At 63.5% G+C, this 14,012-nt stretch carries 18 protein-coding genes and 1 pseudogene; 7 read left to right on the forward strand and 12 right to left on the reverse strand.

The window, feature by feature from the left end:
* The first annotated feature begins 29 nt into the window (after window positions 1-29).
* The gene (locus tag ACSC1W_RS16470; RefSeq protein WP_435348684.1) at window positions 30-2,036 is read left to right on the forward strand and encodes a DNA cytosine methyltransferase; all 2,007 of its coding nucleotides are present in this window, start codon (window positions 30-32) and stop codon (window positions 2,034-2,036) included.
* A 9-nt stretch (window positions 2,037-2,045) separates the two neighbouring features.
* Here ACSC1W_RS16470 and ACSC1W_RS16475 read toward each other — a convergent pair whose 3' ends face one another.
* The 4 genes from ACSC1W_RS16475 to ACSC1W_RS16490 all read right to left on the reverse strand — a co-directional run bounded on the left by ACSC1W_RS16475 (window position 2,046) and on the right by ACSC1W_RS16490 (window position 4,377).
* Window positions 2,046-2,477, reverse strand: a complete 432-nt coding sequence (locus ACSC1W_RS16475) for a hypothetical protein (protein WP_435348685.1) — start codon at window positions 2,475-2,477, stop codon at window positions 2,046-2,048.
* A 101-nt stretch (window positions 2,478-2,578) separates the two neighbouring features.
* The gene (locus ACSC1W_RS16480; protein WP_435348686.1) at window positions 2,579-3,565 is read right to left on the reverse strand and encodes an HNH endonuclease; all 987 of its coding nucleotides are present in this window, start codon (window positions 3,563-3,565) and stop codon (window positions 2,579-2,581) included.
* Between the two features lie 253 nt (window positions 3,566-3,818).
* Complete coding sequence (locus ACSC1W_RS16485) at window positions 3,819-4,106, reverse strand: type II toxin-antitoxin system RelE family toxin (RefSeq protein ID WP_435348687.1); 288 nt, start codon at window positions 4,104-4,106, stop codon at window positions 3,819-3,821.
* The gene (locus ACSC1W_RS16490) at window positions 4,096-4,377 is read right to left on the reverse strand and encodes a ribbon-helix-helix domain-containing protein (RefSeq protein ID WP_435348688.1); all 282 of its coding nucleotides are present in this window, start codon (window positions 4,375-4,377) and stop codon (window positions 4,096-4,098) included. The genes ACSC1W_RS16485 and ACSC1W_RS16490 overlap by 11 nt, the downstream gene beginning before the upstream one ends.
* Window positions 4,378-4,644: 267 nt before the next feature.
* On the opposite strand from ACSC1W_RS16490, the gene ACSC1W_RS16495 reads away from it, so the two are divergent.
* On the forward strand, window positions 4,645-5,895 hold the full coding sequence (locus tag ACSC1W_RS16495) for an RNA-guided endonuclease InsQ/TnpB family protein (RefSeq protein ID WP_435348690.1): 1,251 nt from the start codon (window positions 4,645-4,647) through the stop codon (window positions 5,893-5,895).
* Between the two features lie 82 nt (window positions 5,896-5,977).
* Here ACSC1W_RS16495 and ACSC1W_RS16500 read toward each other — a convergent pair whose 3' ends face one another.
* Window positions 5,978-6,553 carry a hypothetical protein gene (locus ACSC1W_RS16500; protein WP_435348691.1) on the reverse strand — a complete coding sequence of 192 codons (576 nt, stop codon included), beginning with the start codon at window positions 6,551-6,553 and terminating at the stop codon, window positions 5,978-5,980.
* A 421-nt stretch (window positions 6,554-6,974) separates the two neighbouring features.
* Here ACSC1W_RS16500 and ACSC1W_RS16505 point away from each other — a divergent pair, with 421 nt between their 5' ends.
* Window positions 6,975-8,237 (forward strand): hypothetical protein, encoded by a 1,263-nt coding sequence (locus ACSC1W_RS16505; RefSeq protein WP_435348692.1) that lies wholly within the window; start codon window positions 6,975-6,977, stop codon window positions 8,235-8,237.
* A gap of 19 nt (window positions 8,238-8,256) precedes the next feature.
* Here the strand turns inward: ACSC1W_RS16505 and ACSC1W_RS16510 are convergent, their stop codons facing one another.
* On the reverse strand, window positions 8,257-9,315 hold the full coding sequence (locus ACSC1W_RS16510; protein WP_435348693.1) for a zinc-dependent alcohol dehydrogenase family protein: 1,059 nt from the start codon (window positions 9,313-9,315) through the stop codon (window positions 8,257-8,259).
* Between the two features lie 156 nt (window positions 9,316-9,471).
* Here ACSC1W_RS16510 and ACSC1W_RS16515 point away from each other — a divergent pair, with 156 nt between their 5' ends.
* On the forward strand, window positions 9,472-9,810 hold the full coding sequence (locus ACSC1W_RS16515) for a cupin domain-containing protein (RefSeq protein WP_435348694.1): 339 nt from the start codon (window positions 9,472-9,474) through the stop codon (window positions 9,808-9,810).
* A gap of 110 nt (window positions 9,811-9,920) precedes the next feature.
* On the opposite strand, the gene ACSC1W_RS16520 is transcribed toward ACSC1W_RS16515, so the two are convergent.
* Together ACSC1W_RS16520 and ACSC1W_RS16525 are read right to left on the reverse strand one after the other, a co-directional pair.
* On the reverse strand, window positions 9,921-10,409 hold the full coding sequence (locus ACSC1W_RS16520; RefSeq protein WP_435348695.1) for a PIN domain-containing protein: 489 nt from the start codon (window positions 10,407-10,409) through the stop codon (window positions 9,921-9,923).
* Window positions 10,409-10,702: a UPF0175 family protein gene (locus ACSC1W_RS16525; protein WP_435348696.1), complete on the reverse strand. Its 294-nt coding sequence runs from the start codon at window positions 10,700-10,702 to the stop codon at window positions 10,409-10,411. The genes ACSC1W_RS16520 and ACSC1W_RS16525 overlap by 1 nt, the downstream gene beginning before the upstream one ends.
* 350 nt (window positions 10,703-11,052) lie before the next feature.
* Here ACSC1W_RS16525 and ACSC1W_RS16530 point away from each other — a divergent pair, with 350 nt between their 5' ends.
* A complete protein-coding gene (locus tag ACSC1W_RS16530) occupies window positions 11,053-11,475 on the forward strand; it encodes a GtrA family protein (RefSeq protein WP_435348697.1) in 423 nt (140 codons plus the stop codon).
* 27 nt (window positions 11,476-11,502) lie between these two features.
* On the opposite strand, the gene ACSC1W_RS16535 is transcribed toward ACSC1W_RS16530, so the two are convergent.
* From ACSC1W_RS16535 to ACSC1W_RS16550, 4 genes are all read right to left on the reverse strand, one after another.
* Entirely contained in the window at window positions 11,503-11,766 is a 264-nt protein-coding gene (locus tag ACSC1W_RS16535) for a carbon-nitrogen hydrolase family protein (protein WP_435348698.1), read from the reverse strand.
* Between the two features lie 167 nt (window positions 11,767-11,933).
* The gene (locus tag ACSC1W_RS16540; protein ID WP_435348699.1) at window positions 11,934-12,179 is read right to left on the reverse strand and encodes a hypothetical protein; all 246 of its coding nucleotides are present in this window, start codon (window positions 12,177-12,179) and stop codon (window positions 11,934-11,936) included.
* A gap of 83 nt (window positions 12,180-12,262) precedes the next feature.
* Window positions 12,263-12,469, reverse strand: coding sequence for a DUF2061 domain-containing protein (locus tag ACSC1W_RS16545; RefSeq protein WP_435348700.1), 207 nt, complete (start codon window positions 12,467-12,469; stop codon window positions 12,263-12,265).
* A 145-nt stretch (window positions 12,470-12,614) separates the two neighbouring features.
* Window positions 12,615-13,082 (reverse strand): hypothetical protein, encoded by a 468-nt coding sequence (locus ACSC1W_RS16550; RefSeq protein WP_435348701.1) that lies wholly within the window; start codon window positions 13,080-13,082, stop codon window positions 12,615-12,617.
* A 199-nt stretch (window positions 13,083-13,281) separates the two neighbouring features.
* Here ACSC1W_RS16550 and tnpA point away from each other — a divergent pair, with 199 nt between their 5' ends.
* Together tnpA and ACSC1W_RS16560 are read left to right on the forward strand one after the other, a co-directional pair.
* A complete protein-coding gene (gene tnpA / locus ACSC1W_RS16555; protein WP_435348702.1) occupies window positions 13,282-13,713 on the forward strand; it encodes an IS200/IS605 family transposase in 432 nt (143 codons plus the stop codon).
* Window positions 13,710-14,012 (forward strand): annotated as a pseudogene (locus tag ACSC1W_RS16560) (IS200/IS605 family transposon protein TnpB); the annotation flags it as partial. The gene tnpA and the pseudogene ACSC1W_RS16560, both read left to right, overlap by 4 nt.

The following is a 14,012-nucleotide window of genomic DNA, read 5'->3' on the forward strand; positions in this document are numbered from 1 at the left end:
TTGATTATCGTGGAGGGTGAGCTACAATCATGACCCAGGACCCAACGGTGGTCGATTTGTTCTGCGGTGGCGGTGGATTCAGCGAGGGGTTCCGCCAGGCTGGGTTCGAGGTCTCGTATGCGGCTGACCTGGATGCGGGTGCATGTGAGACCTACCGAACCAACTGCAGACCCGACGAGGATGCGACGGTCGCGCAGGCCGATGTCCTCGATTTGGAGCCCGAGGACCTTCCGAACGATGTGGACATCCTGATTGGATCCCCGCCATGTACGGAGTTCTCCTACGCGAAGGAGGGAGGCGGCGGGGACATCGAGGAGGGGATGAAACTGGTCTACAGGTTCCTCTACTTCGTGGTCGAGCTCGACCCGGACTACTGGATTATGGAGAACGTCCCGCGGCTGGACGACTATCTGCCGGACGAGGTCGAACACTCTCTCATACCCGGAATGCCCGACGATGCCGAAGGCGTCCTCGAGATTCCCAGGCGGGTGAAAATCGACGCCGAGAAGTACGGAACACCGCAGCGGAGGACCCGGCTCTTCTCCGGCGACTTCCCCCTCTCGGAAAAGTTCGGGAGTCCCGGTCTGGGTCTTGGTGAGGTGCAGGAATTGCTCCCCGACCCGGACAGTGACCCAGAATCCGTCGGGGTGATCAGCGACCCGGTCTACGACTCGCTGGAACTCCCCGGGGTAGAACTCTCCGATCACTTCTACAACTCCTTCCTCACGGAACGGGAGGCCAAGGAGATTCGGGTCCGGAAGGAGGACCACTCGTTCTACGGACCGATGTCCTTCCCCGACGAACCAGGGAAGCCGTCCCGGACTGTCCTCGCCATGAACCGACGGATTGCACGGGAGACGCTGGTGCTGGAAGAGTCCGAGTCTCCGTCGGGTTACAGCGAGTTCCGGAAGCCGACCATCCGTGAGATTGCCACCATCCAGGGGTTCCCCATCAGCTATCAGTTCCAGGGCTCCTCGCTGTCGCAGAAATGGCGACGTGTCGGTGATGCGGTCCCTCCGACGGTCTCTTACCGACTCGGACTGTCGATCCTCGACGACCTCGACGAACTGGGAGATGACATCGAGCCTGTTCTGAACAGCGAGGTCCCCGAGCCCGATATGAACCTCAATGGGCGAGACCTGTCGTCCAAGGGCCGCCGTAGGCTCAGCCTCTCTCGGTCGTTCAGACATCACGTCCCGTACGACGACATGCGAGAGTTCAGGGTCGATCTCGAGACCGTCGATGAGCGGTACGAACACCCCTGGTCGGCAGGTTCCGTCCCCGATACCAGCCCACCGGTCTCCGACATGGTCCAGATGAATCTGGTTCACCCGGTCGGATTCCGGGTGGTGCTCTACCGTGGATACGCGAAGGAGGTCGAGAGCACTCCTGTCTCGCTCGACCAATCGCTGGAGTACCTGGGCCGGCTCGTCGAGAAGCGGCCCGAGCTCGAGGCGAAGGTCTCCGAGTTCCTGTCCTCCTTGAACGAGGAACTGGCGCCGGAGGTGCCTGACGCAACCACGCTCCAGGCGATTAGATCACGACGACATGAGTGGGACGAACCGAGGGAGTTCGACATACTCGAGACAATTGCGTCGCACAGAGAGTCCAATCGAAAGGGTATCGTCGACGAACTTTTCCCCCGTGATTTGTTCGAACCACACGACGGGTTCGACTTCGTGATGGAGGGAGACGAGTCGACTAATCTCTCGGACTTCGCGGATGATGGCCCGGAGGAGAGTCGAGCAGAAGGTAATCTGCTTCCCGTACCAGAGCTTCTGGATGGAACGAACCTCCCGGTTCGAGTCCTGATGAAGCTCGTCGCCGCCAACTACGTGGCGCACAAGCTGAACCACTGTGCCGAATGGATTCTCGACAACCCGGAGAATGCCTTCAGGCCGTCTGAACTCGAGGACTATCTGGAAGTCGGCGGGGAACCACCGACCTGCACATCGGATGAGTGTGTCGAGCAGAGAATCCAGCGCCACGCGAGCAACCCCGAGACGATAGAGCGGTCACAGGGGCACGCGGACTGAGTTCGGGGGTCAGTTCCCGGTCCAGACGATTCGCTGATTCTCGTTCTCGGCCCCGGTTCGATTGATTTCATCCGTCACGTTGTCCAGAACTACCAATGCGGTCTGGATTCCTCCGCCATGTGGCGAGTACCCCTCTTCCTCCGCCCATGCATCCACCTGCTTTCGGGTGAGGGTCTGTCGCTCGTACACGAATCGGCGGACCTTCGCCGGCTGTGACTCCGGATTCCTCACCATCGTCTCATAGGCGTTCCTGTTGTTCGCCTTGTCGATCTCGTCTGGTTCGATTTCCGGAATCTCGGGGGGGTCGCCGCTCTCCCGGCGTGGAGGGAACGGCACATCGTCCGTTGATTTTATCAGGATGTCGTACTCATCCACGTCACCCGGTAATTGAACCGATTTGACTTTTTCCGAGCCATCGTATACGACAATCTCCATCGGCATCGTGACTAGGTTGTTCAATCTACAGATAATATTTCTAACGGCAAACTGGGTGGTCAGCTTCAGACTCGGAACGTTGTATCAGCCAGCCCCATCCATCCTAATCAAACCCACTCCATTCCCTCGTTGTGCTGTCGCAGATACCCAGCATCCACGGCACCGTCGGGCACGCCGACGCGCTCCCCGTCTCGATTCAGGATCGTCCGCTCCAGCAGGTCGCTCTCGGTGTCGAAGCCCGGATTCACCACGAGCCGGTACTCGGTATCCAGCGTGAACAGGTTTCGGTCAAAGGCGGCGTGGTGGGTCTTGCTCAGCACGAGCACGTTCGAGAGGTCCGAACGATGGCCCGGATACTCGCTCCACGGGAGGACGTGCGCAACGTCGAGCAGGCCGGCGTGATCCACGCCCGAGACCGGACACGCTCGCCCGTAGCGCGACAGCGCGGTCGCCCGGAACTCGGGGTCGACCGACCGCGCCTGGACGACCGTCTCGTACGTGCCGGCGGCGATATCCTCACCCTCGCCCTCGGACGTCCAGTCGCTCCCGGCCCAGTCCTCGACGGCACCGTCGACGAACGCACGACCCTCGTCGGTCAGTGCGAACTCGTCGCCACGTTTCTCGACGAGTCCCATGCTCCGGAGCCAGTTCGCCCGCTGTTTCGCCATGTCGGTCTCGGTCGGGTTCCAGCCGAGTTCGGGGTGCGTGTCGAGCTGTTGCTCGCCGATCTCCTCGATGGTCATCGGGGCGACGACGAGCGCGTAGAGCAGGCTGCGGAGGCCGACGTTCCGGTCGCACATGATGCCCAGCAGCGTCGCGGTATCGAACTCCTTTGCGTACTTCTCGCCGGCCTCGCCGAGCGTCCAGCCCTCCGATGTCTCGGCGAGGAAGCCAACGTTCTCGAGGTACCGCACCCGTCGCATGATAGAGTCCGCGCTGGATACGTTCGCGAACTGGCCGCGGTGCCAGTCGACGAGTTCGTCGGTCGAGGGGTGGTGAGCGTCTACGAACGCGAGGATGGAGTCGAGCGTCTCAACGTACCGGGTCGCCCCGCCGAACATGGGGACGATGCTTCGGAGGCGGTTCGGCTGCATACGTGGTGGTCGGGCGGCCGTGGTATGATCCTTCTGCCCGAATGGGCCACTCGCAAGCACCGGGTCGGTCAATCTGCTCGTCCAACTCCTGCAACTGGCGCTCGAACACGGGTACCTCGTCCTGGAGCGCACCGTAGAGGCTCTAGACAGTGCCACTATGGTCATTATCTAAATAATGATTATCGGGATAATGACTGCTGGCTTCCACCGGTGTCGATCAGGACTGCACTCACAGCGCAATTAAGTAGGCCGGTCAGTCGTCGTCAGCGGTGTATGCGCCACCACGGTGTTTTATTCGGGCGACGACCAACCGTTGCTCATCTTGTCGGAAGGTCGCAGAGAGGCGGAATCCCCCGATGCGAATCTTCTTGTAGGGACTGTTCTGCAGTGGCTCGCCGTACTCAGGTGGATCGCGCCACGGCGAGGTGACGATTTCGTCGAGTTTGTCGAGGATACGGTCCTGTTCCGAAGGCGAGAGTGCATCGAGATCGCCCTGTGCCTTCGTGGAGAGTTCCCACGACCACTCGCCGTCACTCGTCATCCGTCCCGAACCGTTCGCGTGCCTCGTCTGCGCTCATCGTCTGTCCCTCGCGGACGTCTTCCTCGGCGGTGAGTAGTGCGATGAGTTCGTCGCGGTCGAACGTCGGGAACTCGACAGCGTCCCGGAGCGTGTAACGGATGAACTCGCTCCGACTGTTGAAGCCACGACCCTGCCACGTGTCGTCGATCTCTTCGAGGAACGACTCGGTGACCTTGAAATTCACCGTAGCAATGTCGTCTCCGTTGTCGCCCCCTGTGGTTGCTTCAGACATACGGGCGTAATACGCCAGTCTTACAAATAGGCGTTTCGTCGCACGCTGCCTCCGCTCCCGCCAGGAGGCGCAGGCCAAGCAGCTCGGCGCGTGACCTCGAGGCGATTCAGCGTAATTCAAGGTGGAGCCTCCGGCCTCGAGGAGCGACCGAAGCGTAGCGAAGGGCGCGAGTAGGCCGGAGAGGAAACCGACACGGTGCGACTCAACCGGCATACTACGACCGGTCGACTCCCGGACATATAAGTACCGTTGGAACTCCTCTGAAGTATGGGCGTGCGTCGAACCGCCGTCGTGAAACTCGCCGTTTCCGACGAGCAACGCGACGCACTCCGCCGAACCGCCGAGCAATACCTGTACTGCGCGAACCGCACCGCTGACTACTGTTGGTCCGACACCTCCTACACCGAGTGCAAGACCAACAAGCGGCAGGTTCGTGACGCGCTCTACGCCGAACTTCGAGAGGAGACAGACCTACAGGCACAACTCGTCCAAGCCGCCATCCGGCGAGCTGTCGAAGCCGTCAAAGGCGTTGTCGAACGATGGAAGAAGGGACGGCGCGTCTCTTGCCCGACGTTCACCGCCGAGACGATGGACTACGACACGCGGAGCGCGACCTTCTACCGCAACGAGGTGTCGCTGGCAACTGTTGCGGGCCGGGTCGAACCGTCGTTCGTTCTCCCGGCAGACAGCCCGACACCCTACGAGCGGTACGTACTCTCCGAAGATTACGAGTTCCGTGAGAGTACGCTTCGGTACGACGCGGTAACCGACGAGTTCTACCTCCATATCTCGACTCGGCGGGTTGACGGCGACGACCCCGAGGTTTCGGTAGATACCGGGCACCCCGACCAAACGGTCCTCGGTATCGACCTCGGCGTCACCAGTCTCGCCGTCGCCTCAACAGGGCGCTTCTGGCAGGGCGACGAGTACGACCACTGGTGCCGCGAGTTCGAAAAGCGACGTGGTGAGATGCAACAGCGCGGCACCCAGGCCGCCCACAACGCCCTGCTTCGCCTCGGCAAACGCGAAGACGCGTGGCGCAAACAGTACATCCACACGGTTGCGAACGAGCTCGTCGCGGAAGCCGTCGAGCACGACTGTGACGTGATTGCGTTCGAGGACCTGACCGACATCCGCGAGCGGCTTCCACACGCAACGTGGCACCACGTCTGGGCGTTCCGACGCCTCATCGAGTACGTCGAGTACAAAGCGCCCGAGCAGGGCGTCTCCGTGGAGCAGGTCGAGCCGAACCACACGTCCCAGCGCTGTTCTCGGACGGACTGTGGGTTCACGCACGAGGACAACCGTCACGGGGAACACTTCGAGTGCCAGAAGTGCGGGTACGAGGTGAACGCGGATTACAACGGCGCGAAGAACATCGGGCTCCGGTACGCCCGGAAGCGAACACACAGACTCCGGTCCTCGCCCACGTCGGGGAGCGGAGACGCAGAAGTAGACCTGCGTATAACTGGTGGGACGGTGAACGGTGAGAGTCACCGGCCGATTGCCGGAGACTGATCGCCGGGAGTCCACATCAAAGCCCTACCCTCAAGGACCGAGGCGCGTCGCGCCGAGGGAGTAGGGTGGGGTAGTTTACGCCTTACTCAGACGACCGCGTTTTGTCTCGAATCTGTTTGAGTAACCGCCATTCTACGATCCGGTCTGGTTCGATGCCTCCTTCGACGACGATTTCTGGTCTTTGGAACGCTCCTGTGAGGTGGTCGAGTTCCTCGAACGATTCGAGTTCTGTGAGTGTCGCTGCGTAGCGATGCAGGGCGTCGTCGTACGATTCTGCGGTCACTGCCGCGTCCGGTTCCTCCATGTACTGAAGGTCGATCGCGTCCGAGATGTAATCGAACTCTCCGACGTAGAGTTGTCGACCGATTCGAGAGCCCTCGATTACGACGATCGCTTTACGTCGAGAGAGGGATGGGCATTCATCGCCGATGGGCTCCACGAGTTCGGTGGCGGCTGCCAGCGTCGGATAACAGAAGACGCACTCGCTGCGATCGATCGGGAGGTCGATGTCGTTGGCAACTGCGACGTCCGACAGATCGTCTTCGAGTGCGTCTCGGTGACCCGCTTGTGGTTGGACGCCTCGTTCGAGTATCGCGTCGAGATTCCTGATGCCAGTAACGTGGTAGAGTTGCGAGGCTGTTTCGAGTCCGTCAGTCATTTTCATTGGAATCGTCGAGCAGGCCGGCGTGGTCCACGCCCGAAACGGGACACGTTCGCCCGTAGCGCGATAGCGCGGAACTCGGGGTCGACCGACCGGGCCAGGACGACCGTCTCGTACGTGTGGGCGGGTATACCCGCCTCGCCCCCCTCGGGCGTCCAGTCGCTCCCAGCCCACGTCTCGACGTACCGTGTCGCCCCGCCGAACATGGGGACGATGCTTCGGAGGTGGTTCGACTGCATACGTGGTGGTCAGAAGCTGCACGTATGGTCCTTCTGCCCGATGGGTACGACTACCAGACCCTGATGGAGTGCGTCCGAGCCTCACTTCGGTTGTGCTGCCGAGTTGCGTCCGTTCCCAGGACCGAAGCCTGGACCACCCACCGTCGGAACGTTTTTGTTTCATCACCTGTTCCAGCGGTATGAAAACCGATATGTTCCGACGCGCTGCCGGACTCGGTGTCGACGTCGTCGCACTCGCCACCATCGCCTTCCACCCGGCTCCGCTGTACGTCGTCCTGGTGCTGTACTGGGCCGATCTGTTCGTCGGGACGCTTCGGCAGGTCGGGCAGACTGTCGTTGCAGCGCCGCGCGAAGCGTACTCCCCGACGGAGCCACCAGCACTCAACCGGAACGGCGATCCGAACCCGTTCCGGTTCCTCACCCCGAAACTCGGCACGTTCGAGCCGGTCTCGTCCCTGCCACCAATAGCGGTCCACAACCTGAAACCGGGCGCGATGGGTGCCGTCGCGGTCTCTCTGAGTACGCTCGCCATCGGCCTGACGGCGACGGTTCTCGAGCCGCCGTTCGCCGTACACGCGTGGCCCACGAGCGGTTTGCTCGTACTCGGCGGCCTCGCTATCGTCGTGAAACACGGCTGGAGGTTCCGACGCTTCGTCCACACGGACCGTCCCCCAGCCACACGGGCCATCCCCTTCACGAGGTGGCTGGCTTCGATACTGCTGGCGCTCCCGGTCGTCGCCGTCGACACAGTACACCGGAGTGCCGAGTTCGACCCTGCGACCGGGTTCGCCGCGGTCGCACTCCTGCTCGTCGTCGAACGGTTCGCCTACGGGAGACGCCCGGCTGCGTCACCGAGCGGGGCGACTCCGTTCGAACTGTCGGAACCCCCGGGACGGCCGAACGAACGGTTTCGAGCCGACCCGCGTGCGATTCGAATCGCCGGCGTGCTCGACGGCCCTTTCCCGCGACTCGAGTGGGACGTCCTCAACGTCCTCTCCCGGAGCACGGCCCTCCTCGTCCTCGCTCTCGGGGGCTTTCTGGCCGCTGGCGCCGCCGAGCTCGGACTGGTTGCGTCGCTCGTCGTCGGAACCGTGGTCGCGCTCGTCGTGTTCGCGCTCGGCTTCGGCCTCGTCGGCATCGGCCACTTCGAGTTGGCGTTCGGGGCGATGGAGTACCGGCTCTACGGCGAGGAGCTGGTGGCGTACGACACGCGACTCGGCGCCGTGCAGTGGCGCGCTCCGCTGGAGGCGATTCGAGACATCTCGGTCGAACGGGGCCGCTGGACGGCACCGCCGGGCACCGATGCGGCGACGGTCGCGCTCGACCGCACCGACCTCGACGTCGAACGGTCACCGTACGGGTTCTACCGACAGACGCTCGCGTACGTCGAGAACCCCGAACACGTCGTCGACCGACTCCGGCGCGCCACCGAACGGCGATAGCAAGAACGAACACGCTCCGTCAGAACTCGGTGACGACCTCGATGCCGTGCGTCTCGTACTCGGTCATCGCGGCGAGCCGATCCGACACGTCCGAGAGTGCCACGCGGTTCGTGACGAGCGCTCCCGGGTCGACTCGCCCGGACTGCACCATGCGAAGCAGCTCGTCGTACCGCGAGGGGGGCATCCCGCGCGACCCGAGGAACGAGACGTCCCAGCGGGTCATCCGGTCGACCGGGAGCGCCACCTCGCCGCGCTCGGCGTCCGTCGTCAGGCCGAGCTGGACGTGCGTTCCGCGCGCCCGGAGACAGGCCAGGCTGTTGCGACACGTCTCCGCCCGTCCGAGAGCGTCGATCGAGACGTGTGCGCCGCCGTCGGTCACGTCGTCGACTGCGTCGGAGACCGACTCCTCGTCGGCACGAACGGTGGCGTCCGCACCGAGGTCGCTCGCCATCGACAGCGGAGCGTCCCGAACGTCGACGGCGACCACCCCTGCACCGAGCGCGGTGGCAATCTGGACGGCCGCGAGACCGAGCCCACCACAGCCGTGTACCGCGACCCACTCGCCGCCGGTGAGCGAGACCCGGTGGGCGAGCGCGTGAAACGCCGTCACGTATCGACAGCCGAGGGCGGCCACCGCGTCCATGGCGACCCCGTCGGGGAGCCGAGTGAGGTTGAACGCGGCGTGGGGAACGTGAACCCGTTCGGCGAACGCCCCCGGGGCGGCCGCCTCGAATCCGAGCGCGTAGCCGTCCACACAGACGTTCCCGTGCCCGTTCCGGCACTGGTGGCACGTCCCGTCGCCGAGGTTGAACGGGACCGCAACCCGGTCACCGACGTCGAGTCCAGGGACGTCGGCTCCGACCTCGACGACGCGACCGGCCGGCTCGTGCCCGAGGACCTGCCCGAGCGGGACCTGGTCGTCGGCCCACTCGCCGTGGCCCTGCCACGCGTGCCAGTCGCTCCGGCAGATACCACACGCTTCGACCTCGACGACGACGCCGTGGTCGGCGGCTTCGGGTTCGGGAACCGCTTCGAGTTCGAGGGGTTCGCCGTAGGACTCGAGTACCGCAGCTTGCATACCGGCTGTGCGAGGTGGACGCGTTTAGGTGCTCTGTCGTGTCCCGCGACCACCCGCGTTCGTTCTGGAGCGAAACCGAGAGACCCCAGTGTTACAATCGTGATAGGAACGTGGTCACTGGCTCGGGTTTTTCACCACGGGCTACGATGGAGTACCATGGATGTCGTCACAGCGTCCGCGGTGGAGGCCACAGAGGCGGTCGACGGTGCACACCTGAAGCTCCTGGCCGGTGGCACAGAGATGAACGTCCAGCACTTCCGTATCGACCCCGGTGCGACGGTTCCCGAGCACAGTCACCCACACGAGCAGACGGGCTACATGCTGGAAGGGGCGCTCACGTTCGACGTCGGCGGCGAAACGCTCGTCGTCGAGGCCGGCGACTCGTACGTCATCCCCGGTGGCGAAGCACACGGCGCAGAGAACCGGGGCGACGTCCCGGCCGTCGGCCTCGACATCTTCAGCCCACCCCGCGACAACCCGGACTGGCAGGACTGAGGCCGATACCGAACCGGGAAACCGGTGACGACGCTACCGCGGAGACTGCTCGCACGCTGTCGTTCCCAGATGGGCACAACGCGTCTCTCCAGCCGGCCGAGCACGCTACTTCAGTTCCCGAGTTCTCGGAGCTTCTTCTGTACCCGCGTGTAGACTTTCGGATGCAGGTTCATTCCCTCGTCCACGAGATCGTACAGGACGTCGGACGCCTCGTCCGTCGTCACGTCACCGTCTTTCGTACACCCGAGTAACAGCGTCGTCACCCACCAGCACTCGACGCCGTGACTCCGTGCAACCTCGATCAGGCCCTTGTCGTTCGCGAGGAGGAGTTCCTCGTCAGCCTCTGCCAGCAGGATCACTGACGCGTCGGCCACCGCGATCCCCTCCATCGACGCCACGTCGTCGGCTCCGTCCGGCGTTTCGTGAACAGCGACGCCCTCCAGAAACGCGTCGAGCGCCGCGGTCCCACGCTTCCCCTCGGTGAGGACCTCCTCCCGAACCTCTTCAGTCGTCCGAACGTCGTCGAAGGCAGTCGAGACGAGGTCGAGTCGCCCGACCCACGCGAGCGGAATCAGCGCGGACGAATCTACGACGACCATCAGATTCGGTCGAGGTCGCGTTCGAGGTCGTCAGTCGTGTACCCCACGTCGATGCCCTCCTCGGCGGCGAGCGTCAGCATCTCGACGTACGAGACGTCTGCGAGCTCCGCCGCCGTCCGCAGTGTGATGCTGTGGTCCCTGAGCTGGTCGAGTGCTCGCTCCGTGCGCCAGTCGGAGAGCCCCTGCCGGATGAGGCGGCGGAGCACCTCCGACCGGTCGGCACTCATCTCTCGCTCCAGTTCGGCGAGTGCCTCCTCGTCGTCTTCCGGGATGCGCGTGGTGACCGTCTTCATCGTTACGATACACTCCGTTACGATACGCAATAGATGTAACGCCGGGCTGGACCCGCATCGTATCGCAAATCGGCGCCTGGATTCGAGCCACGCTACGCAGATGGCGACCACCCCCAGCAGCACCGCGTGTAGTCCGTCGACGCAACAGGGCAAGAGTCGACGAGGGCGAGGGGCTGGACGGACGTAGGGAAGTTGGAGACCGGACCGGGTAGAGCACCGTCGAGAAGGGACAGAACTCCAAGCTGCCGAACTTGCCGACGGTGCCGAACCCCTCGTTTCAGTCAACTGAGAGGCGAGTGCCACGTCGATAGAGCTATCCGGTCGCAGTTTGAGGGACAGGGGTAGCGAGGATGATACGGGCGTTCCTTCGAAATCTCGAAAGCGGTCCCTACGCGCCACAGCTACGCCGGTACGTCGTCGTCGGGACCGTCGCTGCGGGCGTCCAGCTGGTGGTGCTGTGGATGCTCGTCGACCTCGTCGGTGCGAACTACCTCCTCGGGGCGGTGCTCGCCATCGAGAGCACCATCGTCCTCTCGTACGCCCTCAACAACGCCTGGACGTTCAGTGCGGCGAAGAACACCGGTTCCGTGGAGTACCTCGTCGGGTTGCTCAAGACGAACGTCGTCCGTGCGACGGCGATGCCCATCCAGCTCGGAATCCTCCTGCTCCTCGTCGAGCTGGGGGGCGTCTCGTATCTGGCCGCCAACGCGGCCGCCATCGGCGGCAGTGGCATCTACCGGTACGTCCTCGAAGCGCGGTGGACGTGGGGGTAGCGGCGCCAGAGCGAAGGCGGTAGAGGGTCACGGCGCGGGCCCGAACGACTGCATGATGCCCTCGGCGACGGAGAGCGCCTCGGCCAGGTCGACGAGCCGGTCGGTCAGCGTCCCGGGGACCTCGCCGCCCCGTTCCGTCGCCACGTCGAGTGCGTAGCCGGTGACACACAGTTCCGGGAACACCGCGAGTGCCACGTCGGACTCCAGCGAGTCGAGTATCGACCCCATCCGGTCGACGTCGCCGATGGTCGGTTCGAACTGACACGCGGCGACGCGTCCGTTTGCAGTCATCGATATTCACTCCAGCGAGTCTGCGACCGGTCCACGGTGACGCTCACCGCCCGGGTGCGAGTACGGATACCGTCCCCCGGGTCGTCGCACCTGCCGTAGACCGTCGTCCTGACCCCTCGTTCTTCCGGCACGGTGATGAGCGTTAGCACGCACATGTACACTGTTTTTCAGTCGATATAGGGCCCGCCCGTGACGAAGCGCTTCAGGACGGCGGCGGTGCTCCCCAGGAAGAGGACGAGGCCGAACAGCGCGACGAACCACCCGAAGCCCGTGAGCAGTTCGACCGCAGGACCGTCAAGCCGTCCCGTCATCGCGGCCAGGTAGCTGTGGAACGCGAGCAGGGAGACTGAGAGGAGCAGGACGAGGAGCGCCAGCAGTTGCACGACGACGTATCGGAACGTTCGCTGGTCCATGGCCAACCTGTCGAGCAACCGTCCAAAAGTGTGTCTATCCGGACGACTGGCGACGGACGACGACTGCTCCGCGGGACGACGGGTCAGCGCTCCTCCAGCCCCCAGTGGATGTTGCTCCACAGTCGTTCCCAGGCGTAGTACAGGCCGGTCTTCGCGACCGCCGCCGAGAGGCCGATCTTGGCCGAGGAGCCGACGCTCCCGGTGAACAGGAACGCGATGACGAACACGAGCGTGGTCGCGAAGAGCCGGTACGTCGTGGCCTTGAGTATCGACCGACGGTGTTTCTCCACGGGTCGTCACACCGTGCGTTCACGGTCGACTCGGCCGTTCGTGAGAGCGTCCGGTTCCGTAGACTGGAGGATGGGCGACGTCATGTACGGTCTAGTTCCGTCTCCTGCCACAAAAATCCTAATTACATGTAATTAGGCCGGTGCGCTAGAGCGCGTCCGCCGCCGCCTCGAACCACAGCAACTGCCCCGATTCGCCGACGACGAGGCGGAGCGACCGGTCCTCCACCGAGTCGGACGGGAACGGCGTGAACCGCATGGTGGATTCGGACCCCGACTCTGGTCGGCGGCCGTCGAGGGTGAACGCGACCTCGTACCGGACGGGTTCGGTGAACACCTCGTCGTAGGTGCGCGTCTCGCCTGCGTCGAGGGCGGCAGTGGCGCTCAGGGACCGTTGCGACGGTGGAACGGGCGGGTGGTCGCCCCCGTCGTCCACCGGTCCGACGCCGGTCACGCGCAGTCCCACGCTGTGTGGGAGGGTATGCTCGTTCACGAACTTGAGACTGCCCGCCGGGGCGTCGGCCCCCTCCGAGGACAGAGCCGAACAGCCTGCGAGACTCCCGATGGCCACACTGCCGACGGTCGCGAGCAAGCGCCGTCGCGAAACGTCTGTCATCGGTGAAACCAGACGACTGCGTCGTGAATGTCTTGTGATTCGTCGTGGCACCGGGTGGGGCGGTTTACGGAAATTCGAGGCGAAAGCCTCGCCCTTCAGGGCGGGGATGAAGCCGACCAACAGTATTCAACCGCCGACGATAGCACGGACGGGGTTCCAACGTAGTCTTTAAGCCATCCGACCGTGATAGTATGCATAGATGGTAAAGAGCACCCGTCACTCGAAATACGAACTCTACTACCACATAGTGTTCGTGCCGAAATCGGGCGGGACCGAAGGTCCCGCTGACCTCGCGGAACAGGGTTCCGCTCAGTATCGGCGTTCGCACCTGACGGGGGAGACGAAGGAACGTCTCGAAACCATCTTCGCGGAAATCTGTGAGGACAAGGGCCTCGAGCTGGCCGAGTCCGAGGTCATGCCCGACCACGTACACCTGTTCATCGGGAGTCCACCGAAGAACGCCCCGTCACTCATCGTCAACTGGGTCAAGGGCATCTCGGCGCGGAAGTACAACCATCGGTACGACGACCGCGTGAAGTGGACTCGTTCGTACTACGTCGGCACGGCGGGAAGCGCCTCAAAGGGTGCTGTCGAACGCTACATCGCTGAACAGGAGGGTGACGACGCATGAAGCGCGCCAACGCCTTCGAGGTGGTTCCACAGAACGAGAACGACAAAGAGTGCCTTCTACGGCTACTTGATGCGTCCGCCTCCCTGTGGAATGAACTGACCTACGAACGTCGTCAGAGCTACTTCGGTGACGGCGACGTGTGGGACACGTCCGAGTACCGAGGACGCTACAACGGTGTCATCGGAAGCGCGACTGTCCAACAGGTCACGCGCAAGAACAGCGAAGCGTGGCGGTCGTTCTTTGCCCTCAAAGAGAAAGGCGAGAACGCTAACCCACCGTCGTACTGGGGCAACGAGGAG

Origin of the sequence: Haloarchaeobius marinus (assembly GCF_051207415.1) — an archaeon.
GTDB lineage: Archaea > Halobacteriota > Halobacteria > Halobacteriales > Natrialbaceae > Haloarchaeobius.

Excerpts from the sequence above, each read along its gene's own strand:
- ACSC1W_RS16475 (WP_435348685.1), bottom strand. The coding sequence starts at position 2,477 with ATGCCGATGGAGATTGTCGTATACGATGGCTCGGAAAAAGTCAAATCG.
- ACSC1W_RS16525 (WP_435348696.1), bottom strand. The coding sequence starts at position 10,702 with ATGAAGACGGTCACCACGCGCATCCCGGAAGACGACGAGGAGGCACTC.
- ACSC1W_RS16495 (WP_435348690.1), top strand. The coding sequence starts at position 4,645 with ATGGGCGTGCGTCGAACCGCCGTCGTGAAACTCGCCGTTTCCGACGAG.
- ACSC1W_RS16485 (WP_435348687.1), bottom strand. The coding sequence starts at position 4,106 with ATGACGAGTGACGGCGAGTGGTCGTGGGAACTCTCCACGAAGGCACAG.
- ACSC1W_RS16520 (WP_435348695.1), bottom strand. The coding sequence starts at position 10,409 with ATGGTCGTCGTAGATTCGTCCGCGCTGATTCCGCTCGCGTGGGTCGGG.
- ACSC1W_RS16530 (WP_435348697.1), top strand. The coding sequence starts at position 11,053 with ATGATACGGGCGTTCCTTCGAAATCTCGAAAGCGGTCCCTACGCGCCA.
- ACSC1W_RS16505 (WP_435348692.1), top strand. The coding sequence starts at position 6,975 with ATGAAAACCGATATGTTCCGACGCGCTGCCGGACTCGGTGTCGACGTC.
- ACSC1W_RS16490 (WP_435348688.1), bottom strand. The coding sequence starts at position 4,377 with ATGTCTGAAGCAACCACAGGGGGCGACAACGGAGACGACATTGCTACG.
- ACSC1W_RS16535 (WP_435348698.1), bottom strand. The coding sequence starts at position 11,766 with ATGACTGCAAACGGACGCGTCGCCGCGTGTCAGTTCGAACCGACCATC.
- ACSC1W_RS16510 (WP_435348693.1), bottom strand. The coding sequence starts at position 9,315 with ATGCAAGCTGCGGTACTCGAGTCCTACGGCGAACCCCTCGAACTCGAA.
- tnpA (WP_435348702.1), top strand. The coding sequence starts at position 13,282 with ATGGTAAAGAGCACCCGTCACTCGAAATACGAACTCTACTACCACATA.
- ACSC1W_RS16500 (WP_435348691.1), bottom strand. The coding sequence starts at position 6,553 with ATGACTGACGGACTCGAAACAGCCTCGCAACTCTACCACGTTACTGGC.
- ACSC1W_RS16480 (WP_435348686.1), bottom strand. The coding sequence starts at position 3,565 with ATGCAGCCGAACCGCCTCCGAAGCATCGTCCCCATGTTCGGCGGGGCG.
- ACSC1W_RS16550 (WP_435348701.1), bottom strand. The coding sequence starts at position 13,082 with ATGACAGACGTTTCGCGACGGCGCTTGCTCGCGACCGTCGGCAGTGTG.
- ACSC1W_RS16540 (WP_435348699.1), bottom strand. The coding sequence starts at position 12,179 with ATGGACCAGCGAACGTTCCGATACGTCGTCGTGCAACTGCTGGCGCTC.
- ACSC1W_RS16515 (WP_435348694.1), top strand. The coding sequence starts at position 9,472 with ATGGATGTCGTCACAGCGTCCGCGGTGGAGGCCACAGAGGCGGTCGAC.
- ACSC1W_RS16470 (WP_435348684.1), top strand. The coding sequence starts at position 30 with ATGACCCAGGACCCAACGGTGGTCGATTTGTTCTGCGGTGGCGGTGGA.